Below are 13,863 nucleotides of genomic sequence, written 5' to 3'. Positions count from 1 at the left end.
CTGCCGAATGCGTCCTGCCAGCCCGACTACTCAAGATGCCGCGCGCGTACGTCCCTCGATCAACGGCGCGGACTCGTGATGAAGTGCGTAGCAGTCGTAGCCGCAGTAGCGCAGCAGCGTCCTGGCGTCGCGCAGATAACCACCATCGATCTCCTCGCAGCACCAAAGGCACGACGTCTTGCGGAACGGGGTTCTGCCGTTCACCAATATGAATCTCACGTGGCACCTCCCAACGCGAAACAGTAGACCAGGTCGACCAGAGAGGCGGACGGCGGTGGCGCGCAGATATGGTTGCGGCCGTCGGGATTGTCTCTGTTGCGCTCGACCTTCTGCGACGGGATCAGGATGTATTTGCCGTCTTCCCGGCGCCGCGCGTAGATCCTGCCGTCGACGTAGCGAATCTCGGTCGGGTAGCAATCGGCGTTGTTGCAGCAGCTCAGAACCGGATTATCCGGCATGTGCCAGCTCGAATAGAACTTCTCGTGCAGCAGTTGATCCTGAGGCGGATGGTGACGATGTGAACCATCCGGTCCGGCTTCGTCGGCCTCCACGCCCGTCACCAGCGAAAGTGGCAGCGCGATCGCCAACAGGAGCTTGCAGGTACGGTTCAACGCAGCCTCCCGACGAAGAAATTGCCTGAGGTGGCAGACGCGGCGGCTGGTCCTCAGGCCGCCTGATATCGGAACAACCAGCGACGGTCGCGCTCACGGCGCGCCCTGAACCGGTCGAGGCATTTCCTCGAGCAGACCGGCGTCCGCCAGGAATAGTATCGGATCAGGCCAAACTTCGCCGCGCAGACAGCACAGCCTTTGGACTCGGGACGGCGCTCGGAGTAGTCGGGGCTATCGCACATCATCCTCTCCTCTTGACCTCTTAGGGGTCCCGGCTTCCTTGTGCGCAAGCACGGGTCGCCACGGTCGTCACGGAAAATGCGGCTTCTCAATCGTGACTGCCAATTCATCGGCAAGTCAGGGGGCGGACGCAGAGCCTGGCTCTTTTGGGGGCAACACCCCCGGAGCCTTTCAGCAATTTGTGCTCCGCAATCGTCTCCTCTCGATTGGCTGCCAAACTAGGCCGGCTGCAACGCATCGCTCAATTGTACGGAGGTAAATGCGCGCTAGAACTAGGGTTGTGCGAGCTATACGTAGGTTTGGGCCGTAGTTTTGCGGACCTCTGCCCGCCCGCGCAACGAGACGGAGCAACGCCCGCAAGCTGCACGGCAACCGGGAGTTTTGCCGGCAATCCGACTTTGGTCGGAGCCAATTGCCCCTGTTCGGGCAAAGTGCTCTACTCGCCTTGACGCTGGCGCGCCGGGACGCTTGCGATGATGCCTGGCCAGATCACGAAAATCGGGACTTCGGCCGCACAATTCCTGCTCGGCGGCCTTGCGGCGCTTCGATCATTCGGCAACGGCGAGAAGGACCGGTCCGCGGTCGCTGAGGCCTCGCGGCAGAACGCCGATCTGCGTGACGCCATGAAGCAATGGCGCGAGGTGTTCGAGCACAACCCGGTCATGTACTTCATGGTCGATCCGGCCGGAACGGTGCTCAACGTGAATACGTTTGGCGCCGCACAACTGGGCTACACGACGGCCGAGCTGATCGGCCAATCCGTGCTGAACGTCTTCTTCGAGGAAGACCACGACTTCGTTCGTCAATGCGTCGCTTTGTGCCTCACGACCGTGGACCAGTCGCATACCTGGGAGATTCGCAAGTTCCGGAAGGACGGGTCGGTGCTCTGGGTCCGCGAGAACGCCAAGGCGATGCTGCGCGGCGACGGCACGCCGATCCTGCTGGTCGCGTGCGAGAACATCACCCAGCGCAAGGAGACCGAGGATGCGCTGCGACAGAGCGAGGCCTACCTCGCCCAGGCCCAGGAATTGAGCCACACCGGCAGCTTCGGCTTGAACCTCGCCACCGGCGAGGCGGTCTGGTCGAGGGAGACTTTCCGCATCTTCCAATGCGACCCTGCGACGAAGCCGACCCTGAACTTCGCCTTTCAGCGCATCCATCCGGAAGATCGCGACACAGTCCGCAGCACCCTTGATCGGGCCTACCGGCTGGCGGAGGATTTCGACCACGAATACCGCCTGCTGATGCCCGACGGATCGATCAAATATCTCCATTCCGTGGCGCGCGCCGTGCGGCACCCATCCGGGCGCATCGAGTTCGTCGGAGCGGTGACCGATGTCACGATTGCGAAGGAAGCGGAACAGAGGCTGCGTCGCAGCGAAGCCTATTTGGCCGAAGCCCAACGCCTCAGCCATACGAGCAGCTGGGCCTGGGACGTTCATCGTCAGGAGTTCGCCTACCGCTCGACTGAACTGTACCGACTGTTCGGGTTTGAGCCGGACCAGACCGATGTCCCGGCCCGGGCTTTTCAGCAACGTATCCTGCCGGAGGACTTTCGGCGGATTGTCGAGGTGGAACGTGAAGCTGTCAGGCAAAAGCAGCCCTTCCAGATCGACTTCCGGATTGTGCGCCCCGACGGCTCGATCAGACGCGTCCACAGCGAGGGACATCCTGTGATCGGCCGCGACGGCGAGGTGATGGAAATCATCGGCACGCACGTGGACGTCACCGAGCAGTTCGCGGCGAAAGATGCGCTGCATAAGGCGTTCGACGAGCTCAAGACATCCGAACAGCGGTTCCGCGACTATGCCGAAACCGCATCCGACTGGTTCTGGGAGACCGGTCCGGACCACCGCATCACCAGGATATCGGAGCATGCCGAAACCTCCAGCGCGGCGCCGAAGGGCCTGATCGGCCTGACCCGCTGGGACATTCCGCCCGACGCCGAGTTCGAGCCGGAGAAATGGGAGCAGCATCGCGCGGCGCTCGATGCCCACGTTGCGTTCCGCGATCTGATCTACCGCAGCAGGGATGGCAACGGATCTCCAATCTACGTTCGGACCAGCGGCAAGCCGTTCCATGATGCGGCAGGCAATTTTCTCGGCTATCGCGGCGTCAGCAGCGACGTCACGGCGGCAATCCGCGTCGAGCAGGCGGAAGAGGCGCTGCGCAAGGCGCAAGGCGAGCTCGCCCACGTCACCCGCGTCACGACGCTCGGCGAACTGACCACCTCGATTGCCCACGAAATCACCCAGCCCATTGCCGCGGTGATCTCCAACGCGGACGCTTGCATCGCTTGGCTTGACCGCGACCCCGCCAACCTGAAGGCCGCGCGCCGTTCCGCAGAATGGATTGTCGAGGACGCCAACCGGGCAAGCGAGGTGATCCGCCGGATCAGAGCGCTTGCGAAGAAGACCGAGATCGAAATGGTTCCACTCGACATCAACCAGGTCGTCAGGGAGGCCGTGGCGCTGGTTCGGCGCGAGCTCGCGATCCATGCGGTGTCGGTGCGAATGGAGTTGGCGTCCGACCTGCCCAGGATTTGCGGCGACCGGATCCAGCTGCAGCAGGTCCTGATCAACCTGGTGGTGAACGGCATCGAAGCCATGCATGCCAATGTCGACCGCCCGCGCGAGCTGGCGATCCGCTCGAGCCGGACGGACGACGACCGCCTGCTCCTCACCGTGACGGACCGCGGTGTCGGCCTTGGCAAAGACGTCAAGGAACGCATCTTCAACCCCTTCTTCACGACGAAATCGGGCGGTCTCGGAATGGGACTCTCGATCTGCCGATCGATCATCGAGGCTCATGCGGGCCGGCTTTCGGCCATTCAAAATGAAGGGAGTGGTGCAACATTCCAGATCGCCCTGCCCTTGCCACACAAGGACACGTCGTGACTGATCATGCCAAGCAGGCCCAGGCGAGCGCCGCTGATCCGATCGTCCTGATCGTCGATGATGATCCGTCGATGCGCCGTGCGCTCACCAATCTCTTTCAATCGGTCGGTCTCAAGGTCGAAGCCTTCAGTTCGGCGGCGGAGATCATGGAAGCCAAACCGCCTGCGGTCCCCAGTTGCCTCGTGCTCGACATCCGCCTGCCAGGCTTGAGTGGCCTCGACCTCCAGGCGGACCTTGCCAAAGCCAATATTCACACCCCCATTATCTTCATCACCGGTCACGGCGATATTCCCATGACCGTAAGAGCCATGAAGAGCGGTGCCGTCGATTTTCTGACCAAGCCGGTGCGCGACCAGGACATGCTGGATGCGGTGCAGGCTGCGATCGAACGCGATCGCAAGCGGCGCGATGCCGAGCAGTCGATCTCGGGCGTGCGATCCCGTTACGAGGGGCTGACGGCGCGCGAACGCGACGTGCTCGCCCTGGTTGCATCCGGCCTGATGAACAAGCAAGTCGCCGCCGAGCTGGGATTGGCTGAAATCACCGTGAAGATCTATCGCGGCCAGATCATGCGGAAAATGGCAGCGAAGTCGTTGGCGGACCTCGTCAGAATGACCGACGCGCTCGGAATCCCGCGCAACAGGGGTCATCTGCAAACCTAAGTATGCTTTCCAATCTCGCTCCGGTGGCCCACCTTGCCTCGAGCGGCTGAATCGCGGCCGGCGGCTCCCCGTGCAGGAGCGATCATATTGTCAGCGTCTTCGATCATTTCCGTCATTGATGATGATCCCTCCGTTCGTCTTGCGACGAACAACCTCCTGACGTCGCGCGGGTATACGGTCCACACCTTTGGCTCGGCTCACGAATTTCTCCAATCCGCCGAACTTGAGACGACCTGCTGCGTGATCACGGACGTGCAGATGTCGGTCATGAGCGGCGTCGAGCTGTTGACGCATATGCGCGGTCTCGGGCACGTCACGCCTTTCATCTTCATGACGGCTTTTCCGGACGAGTCCGTACGCGACCGCGCACTCAGGGCCGGCGCGATCTGCTTTCTCGCCAAGCCATTTTCGACGCCGGCCCTGATGCAGTGCCTGGAGACCGCACTGTCGGACCCCGGTGACGCCACGATGTGATGCGGCGGCGCCGGAATTCCACGGCCAGGACAGACCTGCGGCCATGCGACGTGCTCAATCCACCTTGATGTTCGCCGCCTTGATCATCGGCCACCATTTGGCGATCTCGGCCTTCTGGCGGGTGCCGAGCGCTTCGGGCGTGAGCTGATCCTTGGGCGTCATCTCCAGCCCCTGGCTTTCGAGCTGCTTCTTCACGGCGGGATCGTTCAGCGCCTCCACCGCCGCAGCATTGAGTTTGGCAACGATTTCCTTGGGCGTTCCCTTCGGCACCCACATGCCCGACCACAGCGTCATGTTGAAGCCCTTCAGACCCGCCTCCTCCGCGGTTGGGATCTCGGGCGCCGAGGACAGGCGCTTGCTGTCGGTGATGGCGTAGGCGCGGATGGTGCCGGCGCGGACCTGCGCGATCGAGTTGGACGTCTGGTCGACGATGACGTCGATCTGACCAGCGATGAGATCGTTCAACGCGGGCGCGGTGCCGCGATACGGCACGTATTGCAGCTTGATGCCGGAGACGCTCTCGAAATAGACGCCGGCGATATGGCTGCCGGAGCCCGCGCCGGCGGTGCCCGCTGTCGGCGCCGACGGCCGCGACTTCAGCCATTCGATCAGCTCTTTCAGCGAGGTCGCGGGCACCGCGTTCTTGCTGACGACGATCATCGGATTGCTCGGCAGCAGCACCACCGGCTCGAGGTCGGCCACGAGGTCGTATTTGAGCTTGTAGACGGCGCCATTGGCGACGTGGGTGCCGAGATGGCCGAAGGAGATGGTGTAGCCGTCCGGCGGCGATTGCACGGCACGGCCGACGCCGATCGAGCCGCCCGCGCCGGTGACGTTCTCGACCACGAGGGGCTGGCCGAGCGCAGTTCGCATCCGCTCGGCGAGCACACGCGCCATCGCATCCGACGGGCCGCCGGCCGAGAAGGGCACGATGATGGTGATGGGACGGGAGGGATAGTCATCGGCGCGCGCGGCGCCGGTCACAGCGAGAATAGCAAACAGCGCAGCCCAGACGGCCTTCGTCATTGTCTTCTCCCCAGCGATGTCGTTCTTGTTTTTCTTCATCTCGCCCCGCTTGCGGGGAGAGATCGAATTGCGAAACAATTCGGGTGAGGGGGAGTCTCCGCAAATTCAGCTGTCACCGCCCCCGCGGAGACTCCCCCTCACCCCAACCCTCTCCCCGCAAGCGGGGCGAGGGAGAAGCAAGCTAGAACTGCGTGTAGTCGATCGGCTTGTGACGGTCGAGCGTGCGGGTGACGGGCGGCAGCGGGTATTTCAGGCCGGTCGCGCAATTGAACAGCATGACGCGGTCATCCTTCGAGACGCGGCCGTCGGCGAGGCTGTCCTTGTAGGCGGCGTAGGTGGCGGCGCCCTCGGGGCAGAGCAGCAGCCCCTCCTCGCGCGCGACCTCGTTCAGCGCCGACGAAATCTTGTCATCGTCGACCGCGATGGCAAAGCCCTTGCTCTCGCGCACCGCGCGCAGGATCAGGAAATCGCCGATCGCCTGCGGCACGCGGATGCCGGACGCGATGGTGTGAGCGTCCTCCCAGCGCGTCGCATGCTCGGTGCCGGCGTCATAGGCCCGCACCATCGGCGCGCAACCGGAGGCCTGCACCGCGACCATGCGCGGGCGTTTTGAGCCGATGAAGCCGATCTTCTCGAGCTCGTCGAACGCCTTCCACATGCCGATCAGGCCGGTGCCGCCGCCGGTCGGATAGAAGATCACGTCGGGCACGTCCCAACCGAGCTGCTCGGCGAGCTCGAGGCCCATCGTCTTCTTGCCCTCGATGCGGTACGGCTCCTTCAAGGTCGAGGTGTCGAACCAGCCGACTTTTGCCTTGCCCTCGCCGACGATCTTGCCGCAATCATCGATATAGCCGTTGACGCGGTAGACGGTCGCGCCCTGCAGCTCGATCTCGCTGACGTTCACCTCCGGCGTATCGGCCGGGCAGAAGATCGTGGTCTTGATGCCGCAGGACGTCGCATAGGCCGCGAGCGCCGCGCCGGCATTGCCGTTGGTCGGCATCGCCATGTGCTTGATGCCGAGCGCCTTGCCCATCGACACGGCCATCACGAGACCGCGCGCCTTGAACGAACCGGTCGGCAGCCGTCCCTCGTCCTTGACGATGATCTCGCCGCCGCCGAGCTTCTTGCCGAGCTTCGGCAGCCGGATCAGGGGCGTGGTGACTTCGCCGAGCGAGACGATGTCCTTGCATTTGCGCACCGGCAACAGCTCGCGGTAGCGCCACATGTCGCCGGGCCGCTGCGCCAGCGCGTCCTTGGTCAGCGCCTTCTTCACGCCCGCGAGGTCGTAGCGGACGAGCAGCGGCTTGCCCGCCTTGGAGAGGTTGTGGATCTGGTCGGCCGCGTAGTGATCGCCTTCCATCGCGCATTCGAGATGGGTGACGAAGGTCGGGCGTTCGATGGTGAGGTTGTCGTTGTCGTGCATGGGTTCATTCCCTCTTCTTGTTTTCGTATTTCTCTATCAAACCCGTCACCCTGAGGCGCCGGAACGAAGCGGAGGCCTCGAAGGGCGACGAGCCCGGCTGCTGCAGCTCGGCCCTTCATCCTTCGAGCTCGGCCAGCCGTGCTATGCACCGCTGGCCTCGCACCTCAGGATGACGGGTCCCACAGCCCGCTGGCTCATCCATCAGATATTCAACACCCGCCCATACGCATCCAGCACGGCTTCCTTCATCATCTCCGACAGGGTCGGATGCGGGAACACTGTGTGCATCAGCTCTTCTTCCGTGGTCTCCAGGTTCATGGCGACGACGTAGCCCTGGATCAGCTCGGTCACTTCAGCACCGACCATGTGGGCGCCGAGCAACTGGCCGGTCTTCTTGTCGAAGATGACCTTGACCAGGCCCTGGTCCTCGCCGAGCGCGATCGCCTTGCCGTTGCCGACGAAGGGGAAGCGGCCGACACGGATCTCGCGGCCGCTCTCTTTGGCCTTGGCTTCGGTCAGGCCGACGGAGGCGACCTGCGGCTGGCAATAGGTGCAGCCCGGGATCAGGTTCTTGTCCATGGGATGCGGATGCAGGCCCTTGATCGCCTCGACGCAGATCACGCCCTCATGCTCGGCCTTGTGGGCGAGCATCGGGGGCCCCGCGACGTCGCCGATCGCATAGATGCCGGGGACGTTGGTCTTGCCGTAGCCGTCGATCACGATGACGCCGCGGTCGGTCTTCACGCCGATTTTTTCCAGGCCGAGATTCTCGATATTGCCGACGACGCCGACCGCCGAGATCACGCGCTCGAACTCGGTCGTGACAGGCTTGCCCTTGCCATCGTCGATGGTGGCGACGACGCTGTCGGCCTTCTTCTCCAGCTTGGTCACCTTGGTCGAGGACATGATCTTGATGCCCTGCTTCTCCAGCCGCTTGCGCGCAAGGCCTGCGATCTCGGCGTCCTCGACGGGGAGGATCTGCGGCAGCACCTCGACCACCGTCACGTCCGAGCCCATGGTGTGGAAGAACGAGGCGAACTCGATGCCGATCGCGCCGGAGCCGACCACGAGCAGCGATTTCGGCATCTTCTCCGGCACCATGGCCTCGAAATAGGTCCAGATCAGCTTCTTGTCGGGCTCGAGCCCGGGCAGCACGCGCGGCCGCGCGCCGGTCGCGACGATGATGTGCTTGGCCTGATAGCTCCCCTCGCCCAGCGTGCCCTTCGGCGCCTCGACATCGGACTTCTTCACAGTGACCTTGCCGGGCGCGTCGATCGAAGCCGCGCCCCAGATCACGCTCACCTTGTTCTTCTTCATCAGGAAGCCGACGCCGTCGTTCAGCCGCTTGGAGACGCCGCGCGAGCGCTGCACGACGGCCTTCGGGTCGAACGAGACCTTCTCCGCCGAGAGGCCGTAGTCCTTGGCGTGCTGCATGTAGTGATAGATCTCGGCGGAGCGTAAGAGCGCCTTGGTCGGGATGCAGCCCCAGTTCAGGCAGATGCCGCCGAGATACGACTTCTCGACGATCGCGACCTTGAAACCGAGCTGAGCGGCGCGGATCGCGGTGACATAGCCGCCGGGACCGGAGCCGATGATGATGATGTCGAAGGATGTGTCGGCCATGGCGGCTCCCGTTCAACTCAAGAGGCGCCGCGGGCGCGGCGCTTGACCAGAAAAGACCTCACCAGCCATTCGAGCATCAGCGCCAGGACCATGACGGCCAGAGCAATGAGCACGATGGGCTGGGCGATGTTCCGTGCCAGCTGCTCGCCGGCAAAGAACGCAGAGTGCAGAAAATCGAGCCCGATCGGGTTGAGCGCGACGACGGCTCCGAGCAGCAGCGATATCCATGGCCAGCGGGTACGGACATGCAAAATTGCGCCCTCTGCCGCCGCGTCAGACCATCATCATGACGGGGTTTTCGATCAGCTGCTTGAACGCGCCGATCAGCTCGGCGCCGAGCGCGCCGTCGATGGCGCGGTGGTCGCAGGACAAGGTCACGCTCATCATGTGCGCGATCTCGATCTTGCCGCCGCGCACGACGGGCCGCTCCTCGCTGGTGCCGACCGCGAGGATGGTCGCATGCGGCGGGTTGATCACGGCGGTGAAGTGGCTGATGCCGTACATGCCGAGGTTGGAGACCGCCGTGGTGCCGCCCTGGTACTCCTCGGGCTTCAGCTTGCGCGAACGGGCGCGCGCGGCGAAATCCTTCATCTCGTTCGAGATGGTGGACAGCGTCTTGGTCTCGGCCTTGCGGATGATCGGCGTGATCAGGCCGCCCGGCATCGCCACAGCGACGCCGACGTCGGAATGGTGGTGCTTGACCATGCCGCTTTCGGTCCAGCTCACGTTGCAGTTCGGGATCTTCTGCAGCGCCACCGCCATCGCCTTGATGACGAAGTCGTTGACCGAGATCTTGTAGAGCGGCTTCTTCTCCTTGTCCTTCGGCGCGGCAGCGTTGATCTCCTCGCGCGCAGCGAGCAGCTTGCCGATGTCGCAGTCGATGGTCAGGTAGAAGTGCGGGACGTTCTGGATCGATGCGGTCAGGCGCTGGGCAATGGTGCGACGCATGCCGTCATGCGGGACGATGTCGTAGGAGCCGGGCTCGAACAGCGACAGGATCTGCTTGTCCGACATGGTGGGCGCGATCGAGGGCGCATCGGACGGTGCCGCGGCAGGCGCCTTGAGGCCCTTGCCCGACTTGGCCTGCTCGACGTCGCGCGCGACGACGCGGCCGTGCGGGCCGGTGCCTGATACCATCGCCACGTCGATGCCGGCGTCCTTGGCGAGACGCCGCGCCAGCGGCGAGGAGAACACGCGACCACCTTGGCCGTTGCTCTGCGCGGCCGGTGCGGCGGCCTGCGGCGCGGGAGCCGCTGCGGGCGGCGGTGCAGCCTTGGGCGCGGCGGGCGCAGGCGCCGGCGCCACAGCGGGAGCCTCCGCAGCTTTCGGAGGTGCGGCCGAAGCACTGGGCTTGGCGGCACCCGCAGCCTTCACGTCCTCACCTTCGCCGGCGAGCACCGCGATCACGTCGTTGACCGGGACGTCCTGCGTGCCCTCGGGCACCAGGATCTTGGCGATCGTGCCCTCGTCGATGGCCTCGACCTCCATGGTCGCCTTGTCGGTCTCGATCTCGGCGATGACATCGCCGGATTTGACCTTGTCGCCTTCCTTCTTCAGCCACTTGGCGAGGTTGCCCTTCTCCATCGTTGGCGAGAGAGCGGGCATCAGGATGTTGATGGGCATGCTGACCTCAAGAAGAACTTTGCAAAATGTCGCCTCCGACAGCGGAGACGAACAGACCAGGTTTAGTTGCCGATGTCGCCCTGCCACAGGCGTTCATTGGCAGGGATGGAACGCCAATTCTTCATCATGGTGATGGAGCGATCGTCGGCAAGGTCGATCCAGGGGACGCCGAACTTGTCGAGGATGTCCTTGGATCCCTCGAAGGTGACGGATTCCCCGATCACCACGAGCTTGACCTTGAACAGCCCCAGCGCGCCGGCGCACATCGAGCATGGCGACAGCGTGGTGTACATCACCGTGTCGTGGAACGAGATCGCGCCGGCTTCGCGCAGGCAGCTCATCTCGCCGTGCAGGATCGGATTGTTCTCCTGCACGCGGTTGTTGTGGCCGCGGGCGATGATCTTGTTGTCGCGCGTCAGCACCGCGCCGATCGGCAGGCCGCCCTGCGCGATCGAGGCCTCCGCCTCGCGGATCGCCTCCAGCATGAAATCGAAATGATGGGATTCGATCGCCACGGTCAGTGTCCCTTGCCGCGCGGCGTCGTGGTGCCGGTGTCGGTAGGACGCTCGATCTCGGCCTGGAACATCTCCAGGATCCGGTTCAGCGCGTCCTCTTCGGTATATTCGCTCTCGCGCGCATAGGCGCGCGCGGCGTGGCGGGCGAGATCGACGAGCAGCAAGCCCCACATGTCGGGCTCCTCAAAGGCGCGCTGGAACGCCATCGACAGCCCGCCGTCCAGCACGAACACGCGCAGGATCTCGACCGCGTCGTCGCGGGTCATGACGTCGGGCGGAAGTGGCTGCTCCTTCGGGCCCGCCATGGTCTACCTGTAGCAGACGGCTTTAGCGGCCTCGACGACTTCTGCCGCCGAAGGCAGCGCGAGCTTCTCCAGATTGGCGGCATAGGGCATCGGCACGTCCTTGCCGGAGACGCGCGCGACCGGCGCGTCCAGATAATCGAAGGCGTTCTCCATGATGCGCGCGGCAATCTCGGCGCCGACGCCACTCTGGGCCCAACCCTCTTCCACCGTGACGGCGCGCCCCGTTTTCTTCACCGAGTTGATGATGGTCTCGGTGTCCATTGGACGCAGCGTGCGCAGGTCGATCACCTCGGCCTCGATGCCCTCCTTGGCGAGCTCGTCGGCCGCCTTCAGCGCATAGGTCATGCCGTTCGACCAGGAGATGATCGAGACATGGCTGCCGGAACGCACGATGCGGGCCTTGCCAATCGGGATCACGAAATCGTCGAGCTTCGGCACCTCGCCGGTGTGGCCGTAGAGCACCTCGTTCTCGAGGAAGATCACCGGATTGGGATCGCGGATCGCGGCCTTGAGCAGGCCCTTGTAGTCGGCGGCCGAGAACGGTGCGACGACCTTGAGGCCCGGGACGTTCGAATACCAGGCCGAATAATCCTGGCTGTGCTGGGCGGCGACGCGCGCAGCCGCACCGTTCGGTCCGCGGAATACGATCGAGCAGCCCATCTGTCCGCCGGACATATAGAGCGTCTTGGCCGCGGAGTTGATGATCTGGTCGATCGCCTGCATGGCGAAGTTGAAGGTCATGAACTCGACGATCGGCTTAAGGCCCGTCATCGCGGCGCCGACGCCGACGCCGGCAAAGCCGTGCTCGGTGATCGGGGTGTCGATGACGCGCTTGGCGCCGAACTCCTGGAGCAGGCCCTGCGTGACCTTGTAGGCGCCCTGATATTCGGCGACCTCTTCGCCCATCACGAAGACGTCGGCGTCGCGGCGCATCTCTTCGGCCATGGCATCGCGCAAGGCTTCGCGGATGGTCTGTGTCACCATCTCGGTGCCCGCGGGCACTTCCGGATCCGGCTCGGCGACGGCCTGCGGCGCAGGAGCGGCCTTGGGTGCGGGAGCCTCGGCCTTCGCCGCGGCGGGCGGTGCGGACTCGGCAGCCTTCTGCGCGGCCGGTGCAGGCGCTTTGGCAAGATCGGCGGCGCTTTCGCCGTCGGCGAGAATGGTCGCGATCGGCGTATTCACCGCGACGTCGGCGGTGCCCTCGGGGATCAGGATCTTGCCAAGCGTCCCCTCGTCGGTCGCTTCGACCTCCATGGTCGCCTTATCGGTCTCGATCTCGGCGATGACATCGCCGGACTTGATCGTCTCGCCCTCTTTCTTCAGCCATTTGGCGAGGTTGCCCTTCTCCATCGTGGGCGACAACGCGGGCATCAGCACTTGAATTGGCATATCGACTCCAAAAGAAAGCTTGCGCGCGTTCAGCGGTAAACGTCGGTCCAGAGCTCGGCGGCATCCGGCTCGGGATCATGTTGGGCGAAATCGGCGGACGCGTTGACGATGTCGCGCACCTCGGCGTCGATCGCCTTGAGATCGGCCTCGCTGACCTTGGCGGCCAGGAGGCGGTTGCGCACCTGCTCGATCGGGTCCTGGTCGTGGCGGACCTTCTCGACCTCCTCGCGTGTGCGATATTTTGCAGGATCGGACATCGAGTGGCCGCGATAGCGATAGGTCTGCATCTCCAGGATGAAGGGACCCTTGCCGGCGCGGCACCAGGCGGCGGCTTCGTCGCCGGCGGCCTTGACGGCGCGGACGTCCATGCCGTCGACCTGCTTGCCGGGAATGTTGAAGGACGCGCCGCGCTTGGAGAAATCCTGCTGCGCCGAGGCGCGCGAGACCGAGGTGCCCATGGCGTAGCGGTTGTTCTCGATGACGAAGATCACCGGCAGCTTCCAGAGCTCCGCCATGTTGAAGCTCTCGTAGACCTGGCCCTGGTTGGCCGCGCCGTCGCCGAAATAGGTGACGCTGACATTGTCGTTGCCGCGATAGTGATTGGCGAAGGCGAGACCGGTGCCGAGCGAGACCTGGGCGCCGACGATGCCGTGGCCGCCGTAGAAGTGCTTCTCCTTGCTGAACATGTGCATGGAGCCGCCCTTGCCCTTGGAATAGCCGCCGCGGCGGCCGGTGAGCTCGGCCATGACGCCGTTGGCATCCATCCCGGTGGCAAGCATGTGGCCGTGGTCGCGATAGCCGGTAATGACCTGATCGCCCTGCTTCAGGGCCATCTGCATGCCGACCACCACGGCCTCCTGGCCGATATAGAGGTGGCAGAAGCCGCCGATCGCGCCCATGCCGTAGAGCTGGCCGGCCTTTTCTTCGAACCGCCGGATCAGGAGCATGTCGCGGAGCGCCTTGAGCTCCTGCTCCTTCGTGAATTCCGGGGGCGAACCGCCGTCGGTCTTGTCCTGTGGAGTGCTTGCGGCGGCTTTCTTGGGTGCGGCCATGGGAATTCCGGGTCAGAGAAAAC

The 13,863-nt window shown here is 64.2% G+C and carries 14 protein-coding genes; 3 read left to right on the top strand and 11 right to left on the bottom strand.

Annotation, left to right across the window (positions count from 1 at the left end):
• Positions 1-30: 30 nt before the first annotated feature.
• On the bottom strand, positions 31-219 hold the full coding sequence (locus tag GGD61_RS12025; RefSeq protein WP_177237119.1) for a hypothetical protein: 189 nt from the start codon (positions 217-219) through the stop codon (positions 31-33).
• Complete coding sequence (locus tag GGD61_RS12020) at positions 216-587, bottom strand: hypothetical protein (protein WP_246785923.1); 372 nt, start codon at positions 585-587, stop codon at positions 216-218. Before GGD61_RS12020 ends, GGD61_RS12025 begins: the two co-directional genes overlap by 4 nt.
• A gap of 737 nt (positions 588-1,324) precedes the next feature.
• On the opposite strand from GGD61_RS12020, the gene GGD61_RS12015 reads away from it, so the two are divergent.
• The 3 genes from GGD61_RS12015 to GGD61_RS12005 all read left to right on the top strand — a co-directional run bounded on the left by GGD61_RS12015 (position 1,325) and on the right by GGD61_RS12005 (position 4,884).
• A complete protein-coding gene (locus tag GGD61_RS12015; protein WP_092256938.1) occupies positions 1,325-3,748 on the top strand; it encodes a PAS domain S-box protein in 2,424 nt (807 codons plus the stop codon).
• Positions 3,745-4,410: a response regulator transcription factor gene (locus GGD61_RS12010; RefSeq protein WP_092256941.1), complete on the top strand. Its 666-nt coding sequence runs from the start codon at positions 3,745-3,747 to the stop codon at positions 4,408-4,410. Before GGD61_RS12015 ends, GGD61_RS12010 begins: the two co-directional genes overlap by 4 nt.
• 87 nt (positions 4,411-4,497) lie before the next feature.
• Positions 4,498-4,884 (top strand): response regulator transcription factor, encoded by a 387-nt coding sequence (locus GGD61_RS12005; RefSeq protein WP_092256944.1) that lies wholly within the window; start codon positions 4,498-4,500, stop codon positions 4,882-4,884.
• 54 nt (positions 4,885-4,938) lie between these two features.
• On the opposite strand, the gene GGD61_RS12000 is transcribed toward GGD61_RS12005, so the two are convergent.
• The 9 genes from GGD61_RS12000 to pdhA all read right to left on the bottom strand — a co-directional run bounded on the left by GGD61_RS12000 (position 4,939) and on the right by pdhA (position 13,840).
• Complete coding sequence (locus GGD61_RS12000; RefSeq protein WP_092257729.1) at positions 4,939-5,910, bottom strand: tripartite tricarboxylate transporter substrate binding protein BugD; 972 nt, start codon at positions 5,908-5,910, stop codon at positions 4,939-4,941.
• Positions 5,911-6,091: 181 nt separating this feature from the next.
• Positions 6,092-7,333 (bottom strand): threonine synthase, encoded by a 1,242-nt coding sequence (locus tag GGD61_RS11995; RefSeq protein ID WP_092256948.1) that lies wholly within the window; start codon positions 7,331-7,333, stop codon positions 6,092-6,094.
• A 201-nt stretch (positions 7,334-7,534) separates the two neighbouring features.
• Complete coding sequence (lpdA, locus tag GGD61_RS11990; RefSeq protein ID WP_092256951.1) at positions 7,535-8,956, bottom strand: dihydrolipoyl dehydrogenase; 1,422 nt, start codon at positions 8,954-8,956, stop codon at positions 7,535-7,537.
• A gap of 17 nt (positions 8,957-8,973) precedes the next feature.
• Positions 8,974-9,207: a hypothetical protein gene (locus tag GGD61_RS11985; protein WP_018320294.1), complete on the bottom strand. Its 234-nt coding sequence runs from the start codon at positions 9,205-9,207 to the stop codon at positions 8,974-8,976.
• Positions 9,208-9,229: 22 nt separating this feature from the next.
• Entirely contained in the window at positions 9,230-10,579 is a 1,350-nt protein-coding gene (locus GGD61_RS11980) for a pyruvate dehydrogenase complex dihydrolipoamide acetyltransferase (protein WP_092256954.1), read from the bottom strand.
• 62 nt (positions 10,580-10,641) lie between these two features.
• Positions 10,642-11,094, bottom strand: a complete 453-nt coding sequence (locus tag GGD61_RS11975; RefSeq protein WP_092256957.1) for a nucleoside deaminase — start codon at positions 11,092-11,094, stop codon at positions 10,642-10,644.
• Positions 11,095-11,096: 2 nt separating this feature from the next.
• On the bottom strand, positions 11,097-11,399 hold the full coding sequence (locus GGD61_RS11970; protein WP_018320291.1) for a DUF5076 domain-containing protein: 303 nt from the start codon (positions 11,397-11,399) through the stop codon (positions 11,097-11,099).
• 3 nt (positions 11,400-11,402) lie between these two features.
• A complete protein-coding gene (locus GGD61_RS11965; RefSeq protein WP_018320290.1) occupies positions 11,403-12,788 on the bottom strand; it encodes a pyruvate dehydrogenase complex E1 component subunit beta in 1,386 nt (461 codons plus the stop codon).
• Positions 12,789-12,817: 29 nt separating this feature from the next.
• A complete protein-coding gene (pdhA, locus tag GGD61_RS11960) occupies positions 12,818-13,840 on the bottom strand; it encodes a pyruvate dehydrogenase (acetyl-transferring) E1 component subunit alpha (RefSeq protein ID WP_092256959.1) in 1,023 nt (340 codons plus the stop codon).
• Positions 13,841-13,863 lie beyond the last annotated feature (23 nt).

The organism is Bradyrhizobium sp. SBR1B, assembly GCF_014198205.1.
Lineage (GTDB): Bacteria > Pseudomonadota > Alphaproteobacteria > Rhizobiales > Xanthobacteraceae > Bradyrhizobium.
This window is presented reverse-complemented; position numbering and strand designations above follow the sequence as displayed.